Genomic DNA, 21,712 nt, shown 5'->3' with positions numbered 1-21,712 from the left:
TTTAGTCTTTGTTTTTCACTTTGCGAAAAGGGAGCTAGTTTGCTCCTCTCCTGAGTGTAGTAGCAGCTAGAATGGAGGTTAAAATAGTGAAACCGACAAGCACTCCCAGATCAACTCCCACATCCAACAAACCCTTACCGCTGAGCATGATGTCGCGCAGCCCTTTTACCGCATAGGTGAGCGGAAGGATGTCTGAAAGATATTGCAGGTATTTCGGCATCTGTTCCACCGGCCACAGGATGCCCCCCAGGAATACCTGCGGCAGAATGATTATGGGTATGAACTGGATGACCTGAAACTCGTTACGCGCGAAAGTGGAGGTGAATATCCCCAGGTTGACCGAACCCATGATGACAACAAGCTGGAAAACCAATATCTGCCATAGGTCGCCGCGATAGGTGACGTTTAAAACATAGATGGTAAAGAAGAATATTATCAGCGTTTGCAGCAAAGCGAAAACGAACAATCCGAACAGGTAGCCCAGCACCACATCCAGCCGCGACACCGGCGAGGCCATCAAACGCTCGAGAGTGCCCTGCGAGCGCTCGCGCAGGAAAGTCACTCCGGTAATGAGGAAACTGAAAAACAGCGCGATGGTCGCCAGCAGAGCGGGTGCTATGTAATTGAACTGGCTTTTGTCCGGAAAACTGAGGCCGATAAGCGTCATGACCAGAATGGGGGCTAAAACTATCAGCGCCATTGTACGGTGGTCGCGTCCGAGTTGCAGAATGATGCGCCCGGCAATAGGAAAGGCAAATCTAGGCATGGGGGAATTCTCCGTGGCGGATGTAATAGAGGAACGCATCTTCCAGAGTGGCGTCAGGAGCCCCTGTGTCTTTGCGCAGCTCATCCGGCGTGCCGCTGGCGATGACACGCCCCTGCCTGATAAAAGCCAGACGGTCACAATGAGCGGCATCGTCCATAGTGTGGCTGGATATTATCAGGGTAGTGCCCTGCTGCGTAAGCCTGGCGAAGTAGTCCCAGAAGGTTACTCGCAGCTCCGGGTCGAGGCCGACAGTCGGTTCATCCAACAACAGCAAGGGAGGATTGTGCACAATGGCGCAGGCCAGGCTGACGCGCTGCCTCATGCCGCCGCTCAGGTTCTGCACGGAGTCTCTGCGCCTGTCCCACAGTTCCACCAGCCGGATAACCTCCTCAATACGGCCCTGCTTTTGTTTCCCTTTCAGGCCGTAGATAGAGGCAAAGAAACCTACATTCTGCTGTATGGAAAGCTCGTTATAAAGCGAGTGAAGCTGCGGCATGTAGCCAGTCAAAAGCGCCGTCCGGCGCGAAGGTGTTTTGTCCATTATCCTGACGCTGCCGGATTGAGGCGTCAAAAGCCCGGCCAGCAGGCGGATGAGGGTGGTTTTTCCGGCTCCATTGGGGCCGAGCAGGCCGAAACTGATGCCCTTTGATATGTGCAAGGACAGGTTGTCCAGGGCTTTGAGCTTGCCGTAGTTGAAAGAAACGCTATTGATATCAATGGCAGGGGCGAGAGTCGTATCCATTAAACCAAAGAATAGATTATCAAAGGCAGCCAGTCAAGGGGCATAAAATATAGAAAACGGACTATTTTATTAACCTGCTTTCTATAATCAGTCAGCTTGTGCCGGACTTCATGCGGGAACCGGATTAATCAACGGCAGGCTGGAGAACAGGCCAGGGGACAGGCAGGGTCGCTGCCGTGTCTATCTCCGGTGATGCTGACCGTGCGCGCCAGGCATCCGTGGCAACTTTCAAACTTCTGACACCGCCCGCAAGCACCGCTTCTCGTTTTCTGGTCAGACCAGGCGGTAAGTAGCTGGCTCGCCTGCATCCTCTGCCATATTTGTTTTAGAGGCTCTCTGGCGGCATTGCCAAAAGAAAACTCGCGCGGCGAGAACATGCATGGCCTGACATCGCCCATGGTCTGGATATAGAGAGAGCAGGCAGAGGCACAGCCGGCGACATCGGGGATGGTGACTCCGCCGTCGGTCTGGCTTAGACGGAGGTCATGTTTATACGAAATATTCCACAAAAAAGGCTCGTCATAGAAAATATTGATACCGGTTGGATAGCTATATATCTCGTTGATGGTTTCCTCTTGTTCCTGCGGCGATAAAGCATGCTGTCGATAATACTCCAAGCTCGATGCGTCATCGCCAAAAGGCTTGAGCGGCAAGAATATAATTTCGCTCCCCCCCAGTTTTTCAGTGAGGTCGATGAAGCCCTTGACTTCCGCGCGGTTTTGCCTGGAGAGCACGGCAGTGATTCCCTGAAAGATGCCCAGCGAGGCACACTCCCTGGCCCATTTCAGAGCGGTATCGAATTTAGAGCCCCTTTTAATGGCCTCGTGAGTGCCGGCAGTCGCACCGTCAATACTGAAAAGGACTTTTGGCGCAAAAGATGCCAGCTTGCTCAGCTTTTCCGATGTGAAAGCATTGCCGTTGGTTATGACATAAACTTCGATACTATTCTTTTTGAACATGGCACCTATATCGTAGATATCGCCGCGCAGCAACGGCTCGCCGCCTTCGAGGATAACCCAGCGGGGCTTCAACTCGATAATATCCCGGGCTACCTTGACCGCTTGCTCGCGCGATAGCTCGGATTCTTCCATGCCGACGCAGTACTGGCAACTAAGGTTACATTTGCGGGCGATTGCCCAGTCTATGTATACCGGATTGTTCATGGCAATTTCCAATAAATGTAATCCAGCACAGAGCCTGATGCCTTATCTATCATCATATGTCTGACCAGTGGTTTATATACGCCCCCGGACAGCCCGTTGCCTACGACGGCGTATCCCTGTGCCGCTGCCTTGCTACCCTGGGAAAGCAACGGCAATGGTTTTACCACATAACCCAACTCTTCAAGGCGTTTCATGATGGGGTTATATATATTTGGATACTTGCTCAATTGCCCGGATATGTATACCTCCAGACTTGGCAGCAGGGAGCGCTGGCTACACACGGCCAGGAGGATGCCTTCGATGAAACTGTTGAAGGCGTCGGGATATTTCTCGCTGTTAAAGGCGGCGATATCCAGATTCTCAATGCCGGCCAGATAGCCAGCGCCGCCTTCGAAAAGCAGCCCTTTTTCAAAGGCTCCTAACAAGTAGGCGACTTCACCATCCATCGCCCCGGCATTTCTGTAACCTGGCCCGGGGAAGAGAGTACCGCCTATGCCGTTGACAATCTTTCCCTCTTTGATAGTCATAACGCAATTGTAACCCCCGCCAAGCTCGACCACGATGTGGTTGACATGGGAATACCCGCCCTTCGCGGAGGCAGTCATCTCCACCGAAAGGGCTCCGATACACATTTTATCGGCGGTGCCCATATCTATCTTGTTGAATTTGCGCCACCTGGGGACAGTAGGCAACTGAATAACTCCAGGGAGGAAAATGGCATCGGTGCCGGCCTCCTTGAGGATAGCAAAAAGCTTTTTCATGCCCTCCAGAACAGGAATGCTTTCTCCTTCGCGGACGAGGGTGGTTTCAAACAATTCCTGCCGGCTGAGCTGGCCCAATCGCCGGTTGGGGAGGCCGTAGCCGGAGGGGGCTACCAGGACATCCGGCTTGAGGTCGAGGCATTTTTGGGCTATTTCCTCAGGCCACTGCGCCACAGCAACTGAGGGCAGGCTTTCCTCGTATTTGACTTCCCTGTCCTCTAATAGACAGAGGTCAAATGAAGTGGTGCCTGGGTCAATACCGAGAACTTTCAAGATTCACCTCTAGAAAAACTGGCTCCCCGACTAGGATTCGAACCTAGAACCTAGCGGTTAATCCTTCAGCCGAAGGACCCGCTCTACCATTCCAAGGTTGGTTTTAAGAATTGTCGTAACTCTTGGTTCCGCTTTCCTTGCTTCAGGCTTCTTTCTCGTTTTATGGCTTCTGAGCGGTTGGAATATACTTCATGGTACACTAATTCCCAAGGACGGTATCTTTTCGTCCAGCCTGTTTCGCCATTTTGATGTTGTTGCAAGCGTCTTTGGAGGTCGGTAGTAAAACCGATGTATAGTCTGCCTTGAGGGTTTCGCAAGACATAGACAAAGTATTGCTGTGTCTCCATCATTTGAGCCTTTAAAAATTGGCTCCCCGACTAGGATTCGAACCTAGAACCTAGCGGTTAACAGCCGCCCGCTCTACCGTTGAGCTATCGGGGAGTATAAAATCTGGCTGCCGAGCCAGGATTCGAACCTGGGCAAAAGGATTCAAAGTCCTTCGTGCTACCACTACACAACTCGGCACCGTACCGGCGTTTCATGGTGCCGAAGGTCGGGGTCGAACCGACATGAGAGTTGCCCCTCAACAGTTTTTGAGACTGTCGCGTCTGCCTATTCCGCCACTCCGGCTCGAAAGCCTGTCAAGTTTTCAATGTGCGACTAGTGGTGCCGAGGCCCAGGATCGAACTGGGGACACGCGGATTTTCAGTCCGCTGCTCTACCTAGCTGAGCTACCTCGGCACGACTTGATATTGTATCTTTTAGTAGTCTTGAGTGTCAACATCGAGGACATGCCACGGGATGGCTCAAGGTAGCAAAACGTTATCTATCAGACGAACCTCGCCGACTCTGACCGCCAGCGAAACCAGCGTCTGCGAGTGTAGATGTTCAAGCTCCTGCAAGGTGGCGGCGTCGGCGATTGAGACGTAGTCGATTTTAGCCAGAGGTTCAGCCTGTATGAGCTCAGTCATCGCTTCGCGGAGACTCTCCGCATTGTGCTCGCCCGCCCGCCTCATTTCTTTAGCCTTGAGCAGGGCGCGGTAGAGCACCGTCGCCGCTTTTCGCTCGTCTGGTTTGAGGTAGGAGTTGCGGCTGCTCATGGCCAGGCCGTCGGCCTCGCGCAGAGTCGGCATGACCACAATCTCTAGATTCATATTCAGGTCGGACACCATCTTTTTGATGACCAGCACCTGTTGGGCATCTTTCTGCCCGAAATAAGCCTTCGAGGGCTGGACGATGTTGAAGAGTTTGTTGCATACTGTTGCCACTCCCTTGAAATGCCCCGGGCGTACAGCTCCTTCCAGCCTCGTCGTGATGCCTTCAACCTCCACCCATGCATTGAAACCACTCGGATACATCTCGTGTGCTGAGGGCAGGAAAGTAATATCCACCCCCGCTTTTTCCAGCATGGCGAGGTCGCGCTGTTCGTCCCTGGGATATTTATCGAAATCCTCTTTGGGCCCGAACTGGGTGGGATTGACGAAGATGCTGACAATAGTGGAAGCGTTATCTTTCTTTGACTGGCTCGCCAGAGAGATGTGTCCTGCATGCAGAAAGCCCATAGTCGGCACGAAGCCAACAGGCTCGGCCAACGTTTTACGAATCGCCTTCATCCCGGCGACATTTCGTATTACTTTCATTCGCTATTCCGTCTTTCGAGTTTCGCCAGAACGGTCTCGTCCATCGAGATGCTTTCCTTGTCGGTTGGGAAAACGCCTGTTTTCACTTCCTGGGCGTATTGCGACACAGCGCTCGACATAATGTCGGCAATATGAGCGTACTGTTTGGCGTGTTTGGGCACAAAATCGGTGAACAGACCCAGCATATCGCTGATAACCTGCACCTGCCCGTCGCAGCCCGCTCCGGCACCGATGCCTATAGTCGGTATGCTCAGCTTGCGGCTGATGAGTCGCGACAACTCCGCCGGCATTGTTTCCAGGACAACGGCAAAAGCTCCCGCCTCCTCCAGCGCCAGCGCATCTTTAATTAAACGGTCGGCGGTTTCCAGAGTCTTTCCCTGCGCTTTGAAACCGCCAAGCTGATGGATGGACTGGGGAGTGAGGCCGATGTGTCCCATGACCGGAATGCCGCAGTCCACGATACGTTTTACTGTCGCGGCCACGCTCACACCGCCCTCAAGCTTGACTGCCTGCGCACCACCCTCTTGCATGAATCGGGCTGCGTTTTCCAGAGTCTTTTCAATGCTCACCTGATAGCTCATGAAGGGCATGTCGCCGATGACGATAGCGTTTTTCACAGCGCGAGATACCGCTTTAGTGTGATGAATCATGACGTCCATAGTCACCGGGATGGTAGAATCATAGCCTAGCACCACCATCCCCAGGCTATCGCCCACCAGGATGAGCGGCACGCCGGCCTCATCTACTATCTTTGCAGTGGCATAGTCGTATGCGGTGAGCATGGCGATTTTCTCACCATTCTGCTTCATTTCTTTTATCTGGTTAATATTCACGCGCATGGGATTTCCTCCATCCGAATTACAACATCCCAACTCTCACCCTCACCTTGTCTCCTCTCCCTTGAGGGGAGAGGAGACGGACTTCGAACGGGCACGGCATGCCGTGCCCCTACACCTACTCGTCAACCTCCATTGAAAACAGTTGCCGGACTTTATCCTTGATACGATTCTGCTCATCGGCATAGACCACTCTTGGCTCGTAGCTGCGGGCTTCTTCATCCTGCATCTGGCAATAAGTCAATATGATGACGATATCGCCCTTCTGCGCCAGTCTTGCCGCCGCTCCTCTGAGGTCCACCTGCCCTTTTTCCCCTTCGATGGCATAGGTGGTAAAGCGCTGCCCGTTATTGAGGTTGAGGATATGCACCTGCTCGTGAGGCAGTATGTCGGCCTCGGCCAGCAACTCGCGGTCGATGGCTATACTGCCCTCATAATCCAGATGCACGCCCGTCACGCGCGCCCGGTGAATCTTACTCTTCAGCATGGTTCTCATGTTTTGCTCCTTTCGCTTGCCGAGTTAGACAGAATAGAGACGATCTCCTGAGCCTTCGATGCGTCTATCCTGCCCTTTTTCAGGGCTACAGGTACGGTCTGTAATCCAAGCTCACAATAGGCGGATGTGATGACGTTGTGTCTCTTGCTCAGTGCTTGTAAATGCTTTTTGAGCGTCCCCGTATCGCCCCTTGAAATAGGCCCAGTGAGGCAGCCCGGCAAGCCGAGAGTTTCTATATTATTGACTGTGCCTTTAATAAGCGGAAGCAGCGCCCTGGTTGCCTCTTCGCGCGTTACGCCAAAATCGGGCCACAGCTCCGTAGCCAGTTTCACCAGCGTGACCAGATAGTTACTTACCATAACAGCAGAAGCATGATAGAGTACCCTGGCATCAGGTATAAGGACGAACCATCGCCCTCCGAGTGCTTCCGCCATCTGCTTAAGTTGTGTCAGCAACGGCTCTTCGGCCTCAAGGGAAAAGGTGATACCATACAGAGCTTCTGCTGTGCGCTGCGCTCCCGCGAACGTTTGCAAAGGATGGAAAACGCCGGTCTGTGCGCCATCGGATTTGGCTTTGCTTAGAATTCCGCTTGAATCCGCCCCGCTGCAATGCACGGCGCTCTTGCCCGCCTGCCACCTGAGCTCTCCAGCCACCCGCGCGATAACGTCGTCCGGAGTGGTGATAAAAATTATGTCCGAGCAATCGATGACCTGCTGTTTATACGGGCATGGCCGGCAATCAGGGATAAGTTTCGCTACCCTTTGCGCCGATGAAAAGCTGCGGCTGGCAACTGCCATCACAGGATAGCCCTTGCCGTGCAGAGCACACGCCAAGGCAGTGGCTACCGTTCCGGCGCCGATAAAACCCAGACGGGGCAAATCCCTGTTCAAAACAAAAACCTCCACCGAGAAAGCGGCGGAGGTCGAATAGCTCCATTACCTGCCGTCTCGGTCTTGCGATCCAAGCGACTAAATTGTCCGATTACCTAAAAAGCTCGACGCCGTGTCTCCACGGTCGCCTGCAGATTAATTCTATTTGCCCAGCCGCTGTTTGTCAAGGTGGTGTTTTGTTTATTCGATTAGTGAAGCGCGATCTCCGTTTGTTTCTGAGGGTTATTGTAATCTGGAGACATGCCGTGCTTGAAGTAGGTCATCTGTTCTTATTTATTTGACTAACGTTATGTACTTAATATATACTAAAAATATCTAATGTGTACTAAAAATATTGGAGTCAATGCAACAATGAGCCAAAGCCATAGCCGCTTTGGCTCATTCGGTATATTTAGACACCTTATGCATTTCTGTGTCCCTTTATAGTTATATATGGTAAATGATTTCACGATAATATAGAAAACAATAGAATAGGTAAGTATTACACCCGGGAGGGATGTTTTGCGCATTTGCACGAGCTGCATGACGAGAAACCTGATAAATAGTGATGGTGGTCACTTACAACGCCCTGGCAAACCACTAAAATGCTTCGAATTGAAATGATTGTAAATCTCCAAAGCAATACTAACAATTTTATCTGCCACGCTGGCGGCAAAGGTAGTGTTTTGGAAACCAGGCTGGTTCAGTAGGTGCTATACTGAAGCGTTTATAAAATTTTAGAATTATTTCTTGTGTGAGCAATCACACTGAACACCTCTTGATTGTAGAATGAGGTGGGGGATGAAAAATAAAGTATGGCGCGTATGCGGCTAAAGATAAATTGTTTTGTCTTGCCGGTTTCACTGGCGGCAAGGCTGGCGCTCTCGTTTTTATTGGCGCTGAGCATTGGCCTGGCAGGGCTGGTGCTTATGCCGGCGCCGGTCCGCGGAGCGACCATAACCAGCACCGGAGCAGGAGGCAACTGGAATGCAACCACAAGCTGGAGTCCTGCGCAAATCCCCGTTGCCGGTGATATAGTCACAATTGCAGTGGGCTCCCCTATCACAGTCAACGTGGCCTCAGCTTGCGCCAGTATAACTGTAACCGGTACCCTTACAATAACCAACAACATCGCACTGACCGTTAGTGGCGATGTCAGCGGTGCCGGAACAATCACCCCCTCAGGCAAGGGCTCCGCCATCAACGTCGGCGGCAACTGGAGCTTTAGCGGCACGTGGACTACCACCAACAGAGGGATTATCACTTTCAACGGCACCGGCGACCAGACGGTCGCCGGTGCCAACACATTCCGTAGTGTCACAGTAAATAAAAGTGCAGGAACACTCTTTATCTCTGGCAGCCTTGCCATTAAGGGCGGCTCAGTCACTCTTACAGCCGGTGACATTAACTATAGTGGCACCGCACAAACTCTTTTAAATGCGGCTTATCCCAACAGCCTTACTCTCTTCGGCAGCGGTGCCAAGACTATGGGAAACGCTATCACATCCATAGGTGGCAACTTTACACTGAGCGGGACGGCAACCGCGACGACTAAAGCGGCATTGACTGTCAGCGGCAATCTTGATGTTGGAAGTGGAACTACTTTCGCCACCGGTGCGGGTAAGGGTTATACCCTCAGCGTTACAGGAACCACATCAGTTACCGGTACACTGACGCTTGCCAATAAAGGGACCAAAACTTTTACCGGAGACGTTACACTCAATTCCGGAGGGGTCTGGAACGAAACCGGAATAGCAAGCATAGACCTGGCCGGCAACCTTACGAATAACGCCACTACCTTCACTGCCAACGCAGGTACCCATACATTTTCCGGCGCGACCAAGGTAATAAGCGGGTCTACTACTACTTCAATTGCTAATGTCGCAGTAACAGGCACTTATACCAACAACGGCACCCTGTCAGTTAGCACAGCTCTGACCGGAGCAGGTACATTAACAAACAGTGGAACTGGTATACTTAACCTCAGCGGCGCTGGCGCTGGTTCTTGTGCAATTACCACCCTTACTAATGCGGGCATCATTAACCGCTCTGCCGCGGGCACAACTACCACCGCTCTTGCCAATTTTACCAACACAGGCACAATCAACATCACTGATTCGGGAGCAATTACCGGCATCACCAACAATGCCGGTGGTATAGTTAACCACTCCGGTTCGAGTACAATTACCAGTTTTAATAATGCCACCTCCACGAGCACGCTTAACATCAGCACTACTCCCACCGTACCTACAATCACAACTCTGACCGCAACCGTGGCCGGTAATACAGTCAATTACAGTGGCGCCGGCACTCAGACAGTGATAGCAACAACTTATAGCAACCTTACTCTCTCCGGCTCTAACGCAAAAACATTTCCAGCCGGCACAACTACCGTCAACGGCATTCTTTCAATAGAAAGTACGGCCACAACTACCGTAACCGGCACGCTCTCCTACGGCGCAGCAGCTACATTGCAATACAAGGGAAGTGCCGCTCAAACTACCAACTCAGAGTTCCCGTCAACGTTCACCGGCACAGGCGGCGTCATCATCAACAACGCTTCCGGCATCACCCTGGGCGGCTCCAAAACCATAAACTACACACTGACCCTGACCAGCGGCATAGTCACCACCGGGGCCAATACCCTTTCAATCGCTTCAACCGGCAGCGTTTCCGGCGGCAGCAGCAGCTATGTCAACGGCAACCTGCAGAAGAACGTGGCGACGGGTGCTACGTCCAGAACCTTTGAGGTGGGCACAGCCAGTTACTATAACCCAGTGACCGTAGCCTTCGGCAACGTCAGCGTCGCGGGAAACCTGACCGTCAACTCGGCCAACGGAGAACATGGCAATATCGCTACCTCCGCCATTGATTCGAGCGCGAGCGTTAATGCATATTGGACTATGACGCAAGACGGCAGCCTTGCATTTGATAACTACACTGCGACGTTTACCTTTGTTTCCGGTGAAGTAGACGGCGGAGCCAGCACCGGCCTCTTTATCGTGGGAAAATATACCGGCGGCTGGACATATCCGACCGTGGGCACGCGGACATCTACGACAATTCAGACGACAGGACTGACGGCATTCAGCGATTTTGCGGTAGGGCAGCTAAACTGGTTGTCCTATAACGACGCTGAACGGACTGTGCCGGATGATATTTTCGGCAGCCCGGAAACCACAGGTTATATGCGTTCGGTCAACCTTACCTCGGGTGCGCTATATCATGTTACGTTCTACGATGCCGATGGGGGCGGTGGTGGCTTTGACGATGCCCATAAAAAACTAGTAGTGGATGGGGTTGATGGCTCCAATCTCGACGCCCAAATTCTCTTTACTACTTACATGGGCACGTCCGATGCGGGCACATGGCATGCGGTGGTGAGCTATATAGGCAACATAGCTCCGGATACCTACGATGCGAATTGGGCAAATGCCCTGGCCGACCACAGTTTCACCGTCCAGGCGGACGCCATACCCGAATTCTCCACTATATTTGCTGCTATCGCTGTGGCCGGGCTTTGCTCTGCCATTTACTACTGGATGAAAAAGAAGAGGCTGGCTCTTGTTGAAGTTTAGAATTTTCCTCGCTATTTCACTGGTGGTACTGGGAGTGCTCCTGGCACGCGTTTTCATCTGGCCACTGATGGGAAGTGCGCCGAAATACTCCGAGATATCCCGTGAGAGCCTGATTGAAACGGCAAATGGGTGGATTCTGCAATTTGATATCACCAACCACGCCAGCGAGGATGCCAGATACAATATCTATATCAACGTGGATGGCAAGCCTTATCAAGAGAGCTGCCAGATAGTTTCCGGGGGGCTTTTTACCTATATTCACCAGATCCCTGCAAGCGACCTGACGAATGGAGAGATGCAGGTCAAGATTAGCAAGGATGGCGAGGGCGCGCCATTCGAACAGGGCACCTATTATCTAAGGTAAATCATGGACAGAATCGCATCAGAAGTTACACAGGGGACCATCCGGGCGCACCCCGATGGCTCGGCGAGGAGCAGACGCTGGCAGGCCTGGTTCATTGTGGCTATTGCAGTTACCATAGCTGTCTGCGAATACGTATTCACCTATCAGAACGTAGCCTATGGCATCGTTATTGCGCTTGTTCTGGCGATGGTCATCTATTTCGTGCTCTCCGCTCTACGTTTTGACGAGAATATAGCCAGCTGCGCTGAGTCGCTGGCCCTCATCCCGCTGTATATCCTGTTCACATCTTCCCTGCCGTGGTTCTTCATCAATCAACAGTATCTCCTCCCGGCGGTTTATTCCTGCATCCTGGTGCTTTGCCTGTGGTACGTTTACAGCCACAAGCTGAACCTGAAGCAAATTTTCAATATCAGCAAGCAAAAAGTGCTGAAATACATACTGATAGGCACATTTATTGGTATTCCGCTGGGGGTAGCCGAATATTTCGTGCTCCGACCGGCTGCAGCCTTCCCCACATTTGAGTTACAGTATTTCCTGCGGGATTTTGCGTATATGCTCCTGTTTGTAGGTTTGGGCGAGGAGCTTTTATTCCGCGGCCTGATTCAGCAAGACCTTGTCAAGGCCTTTGGATGGCGCTGGGGGCTGTTCGGCGCCTCATTCCTTTTTACCGTGATGCATCTGACATGGCGCTCAATTGCTGAACTGGGTTTTGTATTCATTGCCGCGCTCTTTCTGGGTGGCCTGTATTTGAAAACAAAAAGTCTGCTAGCACCGATTATGGCCCATGCCGTCGGCAATGTGCTGCTGGTCGCAGTTATGCCATATCTATTTGGGAAATGAAAATGATGGCAACCATTATAAAAAATTCACGAGCATGGCTCAGCAATCGTGCAACCACCAAACTGCTAGGGTTTTTGGCTCTGGCTCTATTGCTCTCTGCCATCTTCTTCCGCGAATTCTGGCGCAGCCTGCCTGTGATGCTCTCTCCCGACTGGATATTCGGACAGTTCCATGCCTCACCATGGGGAATACTGGCCTTATGCCTGCTATTCCTGTGGCTGAAAAGGAAAGTGGTCTGGGCACAGATGAACCTCGGAACAAACCCGGCATATGCCTTGCTGGGTCTGGTTATGCTGGCAACGGCAATTCTGGTACCATTTTCACGCGATTTCCTGGTGTTCCAGGTTCTGCTGGCATCGCTGGGCCTTTTCACCATCATTTTCGGTAAGGGAAGCCGATTCCCTGCCATCTGCCTTGTCATCTACGGACTAGCTGTTTCCGCCCCGTTGGTTATCGAGCGGTTTTTTGAAGAAGCCTATTCCCGCGCGGCTATTACACCCGTGATAGGTCTGCTGACCGCGCTGGGGTACTCGTTTCAAAACCAAGGGCAATGGGTAAACTTTGTTACTAGCGGCGGCGGAACTATATCGGTAGCCATTACCGCTGCCTGTGCCGGGCCGGCTACCATGGGAGTTTTCCTGGCCTTGTTCACTCTGATGATGCTGGACATGCCCCTGCCACCGCGGAAGGCCGTCTGGATTTTTCTTTCTGGTTTGGTCGGCACCTGGTTTCAGAGTTTCTTCAGGATGGTGTTTCTGCTGTTGGTTGGCTATTATTTTGGATGGAATGCCCTGCAGACAGCCCATTCCTGGACAATATATATCTTTTTCCCGATATGGTTTATCATATTTGCTTATGTTTACCTGCGGCAGGTGAAGCGACCGCAAAGGCCGTGGGACAACCGACAACTTTCAGGTCTGCCGGCAGTAGGGGAATGAGCTATGGAACAAAGCGTTGCCAAAGGCGCAACATTTAAGCTAATTATGGTATGGTTGACCATAGTTTTTCTTGGCAGCTTCTGGTTGTCAGTAAGAGATACGTCTTCCCCGATATCTATGGCAGTCATGCCGCAAGTACCCAGACAGGGAGAACCGGTAGTAGTCACTTTTAAATTGAACAACCCATCCTCACGCGCTTTGCCGGTCAGCTACCAGTTTTTTATTAACGGCTCGATTCTGCAAGACCAGGAGACCATTTTATCCCCCGGGGCCAGCAAGACCTACCAGTACGCCTACAGGAATCCTCTCGATACAGGCCAGCAACTGAACTTCTTGGTTAAGACCCAGTCGGAACTCGGGAATGACCGAATGGAGATCTCCACACCGCCGTATCCTCCGCAGATCTGGTCGAGCTTTATTAGTTTTGCCTCATTTTCTACATCGATAATGAGTTCGATGATCAGCATGACCTATTACCAGACTACCTTTGGCGCGGATATGGGACTCAATGTTGGTATCCTTGTCGCCATAGTTCTTATCGCCATACTTATCTTCTTTGAGTTAATGCAACCTGTGGTCGGTGGTAAAACCTATGCTTTTCTGGGAAAGCTAAGAATCAAGCTTTCTACTGCCAATTGGATTCTGCTATTTATCTTCATGGGCATAGTCTACACCAAGGTTGTGATGATTATCATCGTTGCGACTCAGTAATGTAGCTGTTTGGCGAGTAACAAGGGTCCTGCGGCAACCCTGATATCTGAGAGAAGTGTTCTCGGGAATAAACTTCCCACGACCTTACGATCGGGGTATTAACAGATACGAACTTCGTTCGGTCCGCTTCGCGGCGAACTACATCCCTCGACCACAATGGTCGGGGTATTCGGGAAAAGGTGAGGGGTAAGTTTTCTCTTTACGTCTGGATTATTTTAAAAGCATTTACATCCACCAGCCCCATGTCGGTCAGCCGCAGCTGCGGTATCACCGGCAAGGCCAGAAACGAGAGCGCGTCGAAGGGAGCGGCTAATCCGCAACCAAGCTCTTTAGCGGCTTCCTCCAGGCAGGCGAAATTCTTAACTACTTCCGCTAGAGGTCTATCCGACATCAAACCAGACACGGACAGAGGCAAGCTCGCCAGGATGCGTCCGTCCCCAGTTACTGCCAGGCCCCCCTGCATGGCGATGACTTCCCGAATGGCGGTCAGTATGTCTATATCATTTGTCCCTACAGCCACGATATTGTGCGAGTCGTGAGCCACAGAGGACGCCAGCGCGCCGCGCTTAAGGCCGAAACCTTTGACTAATCCCCTGCCAATGTTGCCGCTGGCCTTATGCCGTTCCACGACCACCAGCTTGAGGGCATCCCGTTCCACGTCGGAGATAATGAATCCGTTTTGGTCGCGCCTTACCTTTAGTTTTAGCTTGCGCGTGATTATCTGGCCAGGAATGACTTCGATAACGGGGAAGGCCTCACCTGGAGAAGTAAAACGTAGTGCTTCTGGGCCGAAAGGCTTGACCATGACCGTATTTTCGAGATTTCGTTTGCTGTTTGCCTTCGGCTTATATAAAAACTGACCGTCGTGAGCGACCAGTCTCCCTCGATGAAAGACTAGACGAGCATCCAAACGATTCAAATCCGTCGTGACAATTAGATTAGAAAGGTAACCCGGCGCTACGGCGCCAATACGTTTCAGCCCGAAGCGCTCGGCTGTGTTAATGGTTGCCAGTTGAATAGCCCTTACAGGCTCTAGACCAAGCCGGATGGCCTTACGCACTACCGCGTCTATATCGCCGTCGCGTAAAAGATCTGTGCAACTACGGTCGTCCACTACGAACAGGCAGCGTTTATACGTCAAGTCGGTAACCATCGGCAGAAGGGCTTCCAGGTTCTTTTCGGACGAACCCTCGCGTATCATGACGTACATACCGCGAGCCAGCTTTTCACATGCCTCTTCAAGCGTTACGCATTCATGGTCGGATGAGATTCCGGAGGCGATATAGGCGTTGAGGTCGCGACCACTTAGACCGGGGGCATGACCGTCGGCAGGCTTGCCTCGTGAAGCCTCAATCTTATCCAGAACGTTTGTATCGCCGGAGAGGACGCCCGAGTAGTTCATCATCTCGCCGAGGCCGATGACCTCTTTGCGCCTCAGCAGATGTCTCAATGCCTTGCCATCGATGCCAGCTCCCGAAGTCTCAAGGTGGGTTGCTGGCACGCACGAAGGTGCCATCACGAAAAACTCGAAAGGGAGATGGCGAGAAGCGCTCAAAATGTAATCGATGCCTTTGATTCCGCTTACATTGGCTATCTCGTGCAGGTCGGTGACGACGCCCAGAGTGCCATGCGGGATGACTGCGCTGGCGTACTGCCCGATATCCAGCATCGAGCTTTCGACGTGCGTATGTCCGTTGATGAGGCCGGGAACAAGATATTGTCCCTTTATATCGATAATTTCCCGCGCAAGATGATAATCTCCGATGCCGGCGATTTGACTGCCATAGATGGCTACGTTTCCCTTTTCAATTTCGCCGTTGAAAACGTTGACGATGCGGGCGTTGGAAAGTATAAGGTCAGCGGGTTTGAGTCCTCGCGCCACCTCGATAAGTTCCAATGTTCGCTTCAACGTATCAATCTCCATTTTCAATACAGCGGATATCGGGAAGATTGCGGTATTTTTCGGCGCAGTCCGTGCCGTAGCCGACGACGAACTTATCGGGAATGGTAAATCCCAGATAGTCTATGCTGACGGGAATCTTACGCCGCAAAGGTTTATTCAGCAGGGCGCACAGGCGGAGCGAGGCAGGCGACTCCGCGTGCACGTGGTCCAGCAAAAAATGCAGAGTAAGGCCGGTATCCACGATGTCTTCCACCACCAGCACGTGCCGGTCTTTGATATCGGCAGCAAAGCACCTGTCCATGCTAACATCGCCACAGCTCTCGGTTTGCTCTTTATAGCTTGAAAGTGTGACGAAATCCACCTCGAGTGGGAAATCGAGCAGGCGCACCAGGTCGGCCAAAAAAATGAAGGAGCCTTTGAGAACACCGAGAACAAGAGGATTTTTATCGCGGTAGTCGCTGCTGATTTCACCGGCCAGACGCCTGACGGCGGAAGCAATCTCAGGTTGCGTTAGTAGAACCTGCAATTCTGTCATCATGCGTGATTATAGCCTGAAAACCACAGGCAGTCCATACCTGCCTCAGTTGAGATTCAATGACTTTACCCCTCACTCTTAACTCCCCCGCAAAAGGGGAGAAGAATATTTATTATTCCTGTAGTGGCCTCCATGGTGCGTATATTTCTCCAGCCAAACCCTGTGCTTCCGGGCACTAAGAGACTAATCTTGCGGATGGTTTTCATTACAAAATGGCCTGTGTTATAATCGCAACGAATGTAGTTACTCGCTTGGAGGTCTGTTATGGAATGTCCTAAATGCGGGCATAAGATATACATCAAATTAACCCCTGAAGAACTCATTATCTGCCCTTACTGCGAGCAACGCATGGTTGAACCCCAAGCAGAATTACCCCTTCAAAAGGATGAAGATATCGCGCCAGCCCCAAATGCAGAATCCGGTGTCGCGCCAAAACCGGAGGAGCCTCCTGCCGCGCCTGTGCGCGAGGAAACCCCGCTCCATGTGGTCGAGGAAGCACCACCCGTCAGCTGCGAACCGGAGCAACCTACTCTCGCCAGCGCTCGCTCGGAAGTCTCCAAGACGGACATCGAAGAAACGCCGTACATGAGATGGGAGAGGGAGAATCGCGAACGGCTCCAGCGGGAAATCACGCCACCAGTGATAGAAACGGCCAGTAAACCGCCGTCTGAAACACCGGAGGAAATCCCGCAGACTGTGATAGAAAAGCCTGTCCGGCATGAAGAGCCGCCGCCTGCCAGTGAAGAAACAGTTCCTCCGCGCCATGAAACGTCAACGGTTCCGCCTGCCACTGCCCTCAAAGACGTCCCGCAACCTGTAAGCGAGGAACCGCCCGTTGTGGAGGTATCCTTCTGCGCCGCCTGCGGTCAGAAGCTCCCGCCCGGTTCTCAGTTCTGCCTGCGCTGCGGCCAAAGAATTACTCTACTAGAAGGTGGCACCGAAGCAGAACAGCCCCAGGCTGCTCCGCCTCCTCCAGAGTGTGAGATACCCGTGCGCCGTGCCGCCCCCAGCCGTGAAGACATCACCGAGCTGGCAACCCCTAAGGTAACCGAAACGGCCACCCCTCCTCCAATGCCCAGCCGCGAGGACATCAGCAAACTGGTAAACGAAGAGGTAGCGGAACCGTCTGTCAAATCGTCACCATATTTAGAATCCAAACCTGAGCCCAAGCCGGCACATCCTCTGCTGCCGACCATGCACGTCGTCCCCTCCACAACGCCCGAGGCCTCCGGAGAGCCGTTGTGGCCCAAAATCACGGTCTGGATGTCCATGACCCTCCAGCCGCTCAAGGATTTCGTCAGCGGGCAGTGGAGGCTAAGGCGTCTCTACCGCAAGTGGACCAAGGACGGCATCCTCGCGCCCGAGGAAATCCCTTCCGCCGAAGCCCTCAGTCAAATCGCGAAAGAGTCTGGCGCCCAGCCCATGCAATCAACGCGCCTGGTGCTCCTGATAGTGGCGGGGCTCGTTTTCGTAGCCTTTTTCGTTTTCATCGGTATAACCATGAGCCAGTGCAAATAAAACACGGCCTAGTGGGAATAGATTAAAGGATAAGCATAGCATCGCCGAAGCTATAAAAACGGTATTTTCCCTCGATGGCTTCGTCATAGGCTTTCTTGATTTGTTCCGCGCCGGCGAAGGCGCTCACCAGCATGAGCAGTGTCGAGCGCGGCAGGTGGAAGTTGGTAAGCATGGCGTCGGTGATGCGGAAGCGATAGCCGGGCAGGATGAGCAGGTCCACCCACCCCTCAAATGAGTCCAGGGTATTTTTTGTACTCTTCCGGGCGACATACTCAAGAATGCGCACCGATGTCGTCCCCACGCATATGACACGCCTGCCCTCAGCTTTGGCTTTTGAAACACGGGCGGCCACCTCAGCGGAGACGATGCCGTACTCGCGGTGGATATGATGCTGGGTGGGGTCTTCCGTCTGCACCAGGCGGAAGGTGTCCAGGCCAATGTGAAGCGTCGTTTCCAGGCACTCGATGCCCTTCTGCTTTAACTCCGCGAGGAGTTGCGGGGTGAAGTGCAGACCTGCTGTCGGCGCCGCCGCACTGCCGGACTCTCTGGCGTAAACCGTTTGGTAGCGCTCAGAATCGCTAAGGGGGGTATGGATATAAGGCGGCAAGGGAATATGCCCGAGTTCGGGAAGCAAGCGCTCATCGGAGAAGCTGACCTCCCTGAGGCCGTCGGGCAACACAGCCTGGATTTCCGCTTTGACTGATGGCTCTCTACCCTCTCCGAGATTGATGACAGTGCCCACTGGCAGCCGCTTGCCCGGTTTGACCAGCGCCTCCCAGGCGAAGGAAAGAGCCGAACGCCTGAGGAGGAGTATCTCCACGGCTGCCCCTGTGTCAGCTTTCCTGCCGAGCAGGCGGGCCGGAATGACACGGCTGTTGTTCATGACAAGGACGTCGCCGCTTTTTAAGAAGTCGGTTATTTGTTGAAACTTGCGATGCAACATTGAGCCATCAGACCTGTTAAGCACTAACAGACGTGAGCTGTCCCGTGGTTCAACCGGAGTCTGAGCGATAAGCTCAAGTGGTAAATGATAATCGAAGTCACTCGTTTTCATGGCGATAGGTGTAGAGTATCATGCAGAAGGTCAGGTCAGCAATCGAAGGGGGATTCTACAAAAGATTAGAGAATCAACGGAAGCGGGATACTGGCTTGAGTCAGGCGGAATTGGTGTCAGGGCGCGCTTTTTTGGCTTTTTTTATGGGAGGATTGACGCCCAGTCTCTTGGCGGTGTGGTCGCGCCCCATATAGAAATTTATCCATGAGGAAGTTTGCCATAGCTCCCAGTCACGCGGCGGGATAACGAAGGTGCACAGTTTATCCTCATCGCGGTAGGCTTTCAGCCGGGTATAAGACCTTACCCACACACATTGGCGTTTGCCCGGGTAAACCTCGCACCAGCCCTGGAAGCTGCCGCCGCAAGGCCCCAGGCGTTCGCCTTTCGGGCACTGGGACGTGGTGCAAAGATACCCTGTGTCGAACAAAGAACAATCGCCGCAGCGCAGGCACTCGAAAAAGACTCCCTTGCCCTGATGTTCCAGAAATTCGAAGGTCTTGCGCATCCAGTTTGAGCTATCTATAGTTTGAAATACCTTCTGCGAAGGTTTAAAAAGCGGGTGCTGCGGGTTAAAGAAAATCTCATGCAGGGCGCGGGAGAACCCTGTAAGCAATGTTTTCCTACCCTTGAACGGCCTTTTCGATGCCTTGTCTGTGTTCAATCCGGTCTTTGTATCTTTCTCATACAGGTAGAAGCCATCGGGCTGGGGATAATCGAACTCCGCTACAAGTTCAGGCCACTTCGGATAAAGCTCCTCGCCTTTTTGCAGGATGTATTCCATCATGTCGTAGGTCATGCCGTGTCCGCCGAAATGGGCGCCTTTGTATCCCAGGCCTCTGGCGATAGCGTACATTTTGGCGGCGCGCAGCAGACGGGCGGATTTGCCTTTGTCGGGCGCTTTTCTCTCCTCTTCCAGTTGGGCCAGCAGCTTATCAGTTACCACGCAGCCGGGTATTTTATTCTCATTCATGAGTTTGGCCGCGGGATAGCTGAGCGCATATATGTTTGCCAGCGCCGGAATCTCATACCCTTTTTCCTTAAGCCACAGAATAAGTTCCTGAGCCTTGCGGGCATCATAACCTACTTGGCTTATGACGAAACCGGCGCCACCTCGGATTTTTTTGTCCAGCTTATAGTACTGGCACATCAATTCAGATTCCAGTTGTTTAAAGGGAGAAACAGCTATGCCGCCGAAAAAGTCCGTCGGCGCCAGCGTAATCGTCTTGCCCATGCTCTCATACTTGAGCCCGTGATTCATCCTGTCAATCAGTTGCATGACATGGGTGGGGTCGAGGTCGAATACCGGGTGAGCGCGCCCTTCGAACCCGTCTCTGGCGGGGTAATCCCCGGATATCACCAGCAGATTACGCACATTTACGGCGGCCAGGCCGTACAAAAGGCTTTCAATTTCGTTGCGGTTTTTATCGCGCATGGCCAGGTGGACCAGGGATTCGATACCCAGCTTGCGTATCTCAATTCCAAGCGTGCCGCTTGAAAAGGTCGGACTGCCTCCAGGGCTGTCAGTTACGCTGATGGCATGAATGCGCCCTCCGCGTGCCGCCAGCTCGGAATTTTGCAGTATGGTTTCGCGTTCTTTCTCGGAAGCGCCCCGCCCGGGTACCTGCTCCCATGTAATACAAAACGTGTCCTTGTTTAAAAGGGCACTCTTGAATTTGTTATGATCAGATGCGGTATTACTGGCTTTTATATCCATCTTTATGGCAACCAAGTGCCATATAATAGCACAATGGGTTTTCGAGTTTCAAACAAATACGGTTCTCCTTGTTTTGAGCCTGATCTGTCGATATGGTATCCTTCACATGCTATGATTCTTATCAGCAATGACGACGGAATTTTTGCCCCTGGCCTGTGGACTCTTGCCACCGAACTTAAGAAAATCGATAGTATCGTGGTTGTTGCCCCAGACCGCGAGCAGAGCGCCACCGGCACCAGCGTTACGCTGCGCCAACCGCTCAGAGTGCGTAAGGTCGCTGCAATTGTACCGGACGTCAACACATATGGCGTAGAAGGTACGCCCAGCGACAGCGTGATACTGGCGCTTGAGAAACTGGCTACCACGGCTGAAGTTGTGGTTTCTGGCATCAACAGCGGTCAGAATCTGGGTGACGATGTGCTTATCTCCGGCACAGTAGGAGCCGCCTTGCAGGGATACCTGCGCAACCTGCCGGCCATTGCTGTTTCAGTGGGACACTCTGATACGGAAAACCTGGAAACAGCCGCAAATTTGGTACGGCTGCTGGTCGGGTACATTAAAAGTGGAACTCTCCCGCGCGACATTTTCCTCAATGTAAATCTGCCGGACGTGCCGCTTCCCAAAATCAAGGGCATCGTTATGACTCAGCCGACGCATAAAACCCATATCGACAGCGTGGAAGAAGGCAATGACGGAAGGCGCGACTATTTCTGGCTGGTGAGACGCAAACTGGAGCATCAATCGCCAGACAGCAGTGATATCTGGGCTGTCGAGCACGGCTATATCTCTATCACGCCGCTGCACACCACCTTCTTCCGCAGGCCGGCACCGGATATGGGTGCTGGATTCTGTAAAGAGCTGTTGTGCGAATTGAAGAGCAATACCCTTTAGCCTGCATTGAGCGGACGAACCTAATTTAACTTTCCATACTTAATTCCCCGACCGTAAGGTCGAGGGATGAAGTTCTCCCTGCATCTTTTTCTTAGGGATATAATATGAGGCATGGAACTG

At 52.5% G+C, this 21,712-nt stretch carries 20 protein-coding genes and 4 tRNA genes; 7 read left to right on the top strand and 17 right to left on the bottom strand.

Features of this window, described 5'->3' with window-relative positions; translation table 11 throughout:
- Positions 1-34 precede the first annotated feature (34 nt).
- From C4542_07780 to C4542_07720, 13 genes are all read right to left on the bottom strand, one after another.
- Complete coding sequence (locus C4542_07780; GenBank protein ID RJO60888.1) at positions 35-766, bottom strand: ABC transporter permease; 732 nt, start codon at positions 764-766, stop codon at positions 35-37.
- Positions 759-1,508, bottom strand: coding sequence for an ABC transporter ATP-binding protein (locus tag C4542_07775; protein ID RJO60887.1), 750 nt, complete (start codon positions 1,506-1,508; stop codon positions 759-761). The genes C4542_07780 and C4542_07775 overlap by 8 nt, the downstream gene beginning before the upstream one ends.
- A 128-nt stretch (positions 1,509-1,636) precedes the next feature.
- Positions 1,637-2,671, bottom strand: coding sequence for a radical SAM protein (locus tag C4542_07770; protein ID RJO60886.1), 1,035 nt, complete (start codon positions 2,669-2,671; stop codon positions 1,637-1,639).
- Positions 2,668-3,708 carry a DUF1464 domain-containing protein gene (locus tag C4542_07765; protein RJO60885.1) on the bottom strand — a complete coding sequence of 347 codons (1,041 nt, stop codon included), beginning with the start codon at positions 3,706-3,708 and terminating at the stop codon, positions 2,668-2,670. The genes C4542_07770 and C4542_07765 overlap by 4 nt, the downstream gene beginning before the upstream one ends.
- 80 nt (positions 3,709-3,788) lie before the next feature.
- The gene (locus C4542_07760; protein ID RJO60924.1) at positions 3,789-4,052 is read right to left on the bottom strand and encodes a GIY-YIG nuclease family protein; all 264 of its coding nucleotides are present in this window, start codon (positions 4,050-4,052) and stop codon (positions 3,789-3,791) included.
- A gap of 19 nt (positions 4,053-4,071) precedes the next feature.
- A tRNA-Asn gene (locus tag C4542_07755) sits at positions 4,072-4,146 on the bottom strand.
- Positions 4,147-4,156: 10 nt separating this feature from the next.
- A tRNA-Gln gene (locus C4542_07750) sits at positions 4,157-4,230 on the bottom strand.
- A gap of 16 nt (positions 4,231-4,246) precedes the next feature.
- Positions 4,247-4,335: transfer RNA gene (locus C4542_07745), tRNA-Leu, on the bottom strand.
- 34 nt (positions 4,336-4,369) lie between these two features.
- Positions 4,370-4,446 (bottom strand) — tRNA-Phe (locus tag C4542_07740).
- A 65-nt stretch (positions 4,447-4,511) separates the two neighbouring features.
- Complete coding sequence (locus tag C4542_07735) at positions 4,512-5,345, bottom strand: pantoate--beta-alanine ligase (protein RJO60884.1); 834 nt, start codon at positions 5,343-5,345, stop codon at positions 4,512-4,514.
- Positions 5,342-6,184 carry a 3-methyl-2-oxobutanoate hydroxymethyltransferase gene (gene panB / locus C4542_07730; protein ID RJO60883.1) on the bottom strand — a complete coding sequence of 281 codons (843 nt, stop codon included), beginning with the start codon at positions 6,182-6,184 and terminating at the stop codon, positions 5,342-5,344. Before panB ends, C4542_07735 begins: the two co-directional genes overlap by 4 nt.
- Positions 6,185-6,299: 115 nt before the next feature.
- Positions 6,300-6,668 (bottom strand): aspartate 1-decarboxylase, encoded by a 369-nt coding sequence (locus tag C4542_07725; GenBank protein ID RJO60923.1) that lies wholly within the window; start codon positions 6,666-6,668, stop codon positions 6,300-6,302.
- A 5-nt stretch (positions 6,669-6,673) separates the two neighbouring features.
- Positions 6,674-7,582, bottom strand: a complete 909-nt coding sequence (locus tag C4542_07720; GenBank protein RJO60882.1) for a DUF2520 domain-containing protein — start codon at positions 7,580-7,582, stop codon at positions 6,674-6,676.
- A gap of 779 nt (positions 7,583-8,361) precedes the next feature.
- Here C4542_07720 and C4542_07715 point away from each other — a divergent pair.
- From C4542_07715 to C4542_07695, 5 genes are read left to right on the top strand one after another with little or no spacing between them, the layout of a single operon-like run.
- A complete protein-coding gene (locus C4542_07715; GenBank protein ID RJO60881.1) occupies positions 8,362-11,124 on the top strand; it encodes a hypothetical protein in 2,763 nt (920 codons plus the stop codon).
- Positions 11,114-11,488 carry a hypothetical protein gene (locus C4542_07710; GenBank protein RJO60880.1) on the top strand — a complete coding sequence of 125 codons (375 nt, stop codon included), beginning with the start codon at positions 11,114-11,116 and terminating at the stop codon, positions 11,486-11,488. Before C4542_07715 ends, C4542_07710 begins: the two co-directional genes overlap by 11 nt.
- A 3-nt stretch (positions 11,489-11,491) precedes the next feature.
- A complete protein-coding gene (locus tag C4542_07705; GenBank protein RJO60879.1) occupies positions 11,492-12,328 on the top strand; it encodes a CPBP family intramembrane metalloprotease in 837 nt (278 codons plus the stop codon).
- Positions 12,325-13,266 (top strand): exosortase/archaeosortase family protein, encoded by a 942-nt coding sequence (locus tag C4542_07700; protein RJO60878.1) that lies wholly within the window; start codon positions 12,325-12,327, stop codon positions 13,264-13,266. The genes C4542_07705 and C4542_07700 overlap by 4 nt, the downstream gene beginning before the upstream one ends.
- Before the next feature lie 3 nt (positions 13,267-13,269).
- Entirely contained in the window at positions 13,270-13,977 is a 708-nt protein-coding gene (locus tag C4542_07695; GenBank protein ID RJO60877.1) for a hypothetical protein, read from the top strand.
- A gap of 199 nt (positions 13,978-14,176) precedes the next feature.
- On the opposite strand, the gene ade is transcribed toward C4542_07695, so the two are convergent.
- Entirely contained in the window at positions 14,177-15,886 is a 1,710-nt protein-coding gene (gene ade, locus C4542_07690; GenBank protein RJO60876.1) for an adenine deaminase, read from the bottom strand.
- Positions 15,887-15,890: 4 nt separating this feature from the next.
- A complete protein-coding gene (gene hpt, locus C4542_07685) occupies positions 15,891-16,418 on the bottom strand; it encodes a hypoxanthine phosphoribosyltransferase (GenBank protein ID RJO60875.1) in 528 nt (175 codons plus the stop codon).
- Between the two features lie 261 nt (positions 16,419-16,679).
- On the opposite strand from hpt, the gene C4542_07680 reads away from it, so the two are divergent.
- Positions 16,680-17,933, top strand: coding sequence for a hypothetical protein (locus C4542_07680; protein RJO60874.1), 1,254 nt, complete (start codon positions 16,680-16,682; stop codon positions 17,931-17,933).
- Between the two features lie 22 nt (positions 17,934-17,955).
- On the opposite strand, the gene queA is transcribed toward C4542_07680, so the two are convergent.
- Together queA and C4542_07670 are read right to left on the bottom strand one after the other, a co-directional pair.
- A complete protein-coding gene (gene queA / locus C4542_07675; protein ID RJO60873.1) occupies positions 17,956-18,987 on the bottom strand; it encodes a tRNA preQ1(34) S-adenosylmethionine ribosyltransferase-isomerase QueA in 1,032 nt (343 codons plus the stop codon).
- A gap of 100 nt (positions 18,988-19,087) precedes the next feature.
- Positions 19,088-20,701, bottom strand: coding sequence for a methylenetetrahydrofolate reductase (locus tag C4542_07670; protein RJO60872.1), 1,614 nt, complete (start codon positions 20,699-20,701; stop codon positions 19,088-19,090).
- A 111-nt stretch (positions 20,702-20,812) separates the two neighbouring features.
- Here C4542_07670 and surE point away from each other — a divergent pair, with 111 nt between their 5' ends.
- Positions 20,813-21,592, top strand: coding sequence for a 5'/3'-nucleotidase SurE (surE, locus tag C4542_07665; protein ID RJO60871.1), 780 nt, complete (start codon positions 20,813-20,815; stop codon positions 21,590-21,592).
- Positions 21,593-21,712 lie beyond the last annotated feature (120 nt).

The sequence above is a fragment of the Dehalococcoidia bacterium genome (assembly GCA_003597995.1).
Lineage (GTDB): Bacteria > Chloroflexota > Dehalococcoidia > Dehalococcoidales > UBA1222 > SURF-27.
This window is presented reverse-complemented; position numbering and strand designations above follow the sequence as displayed.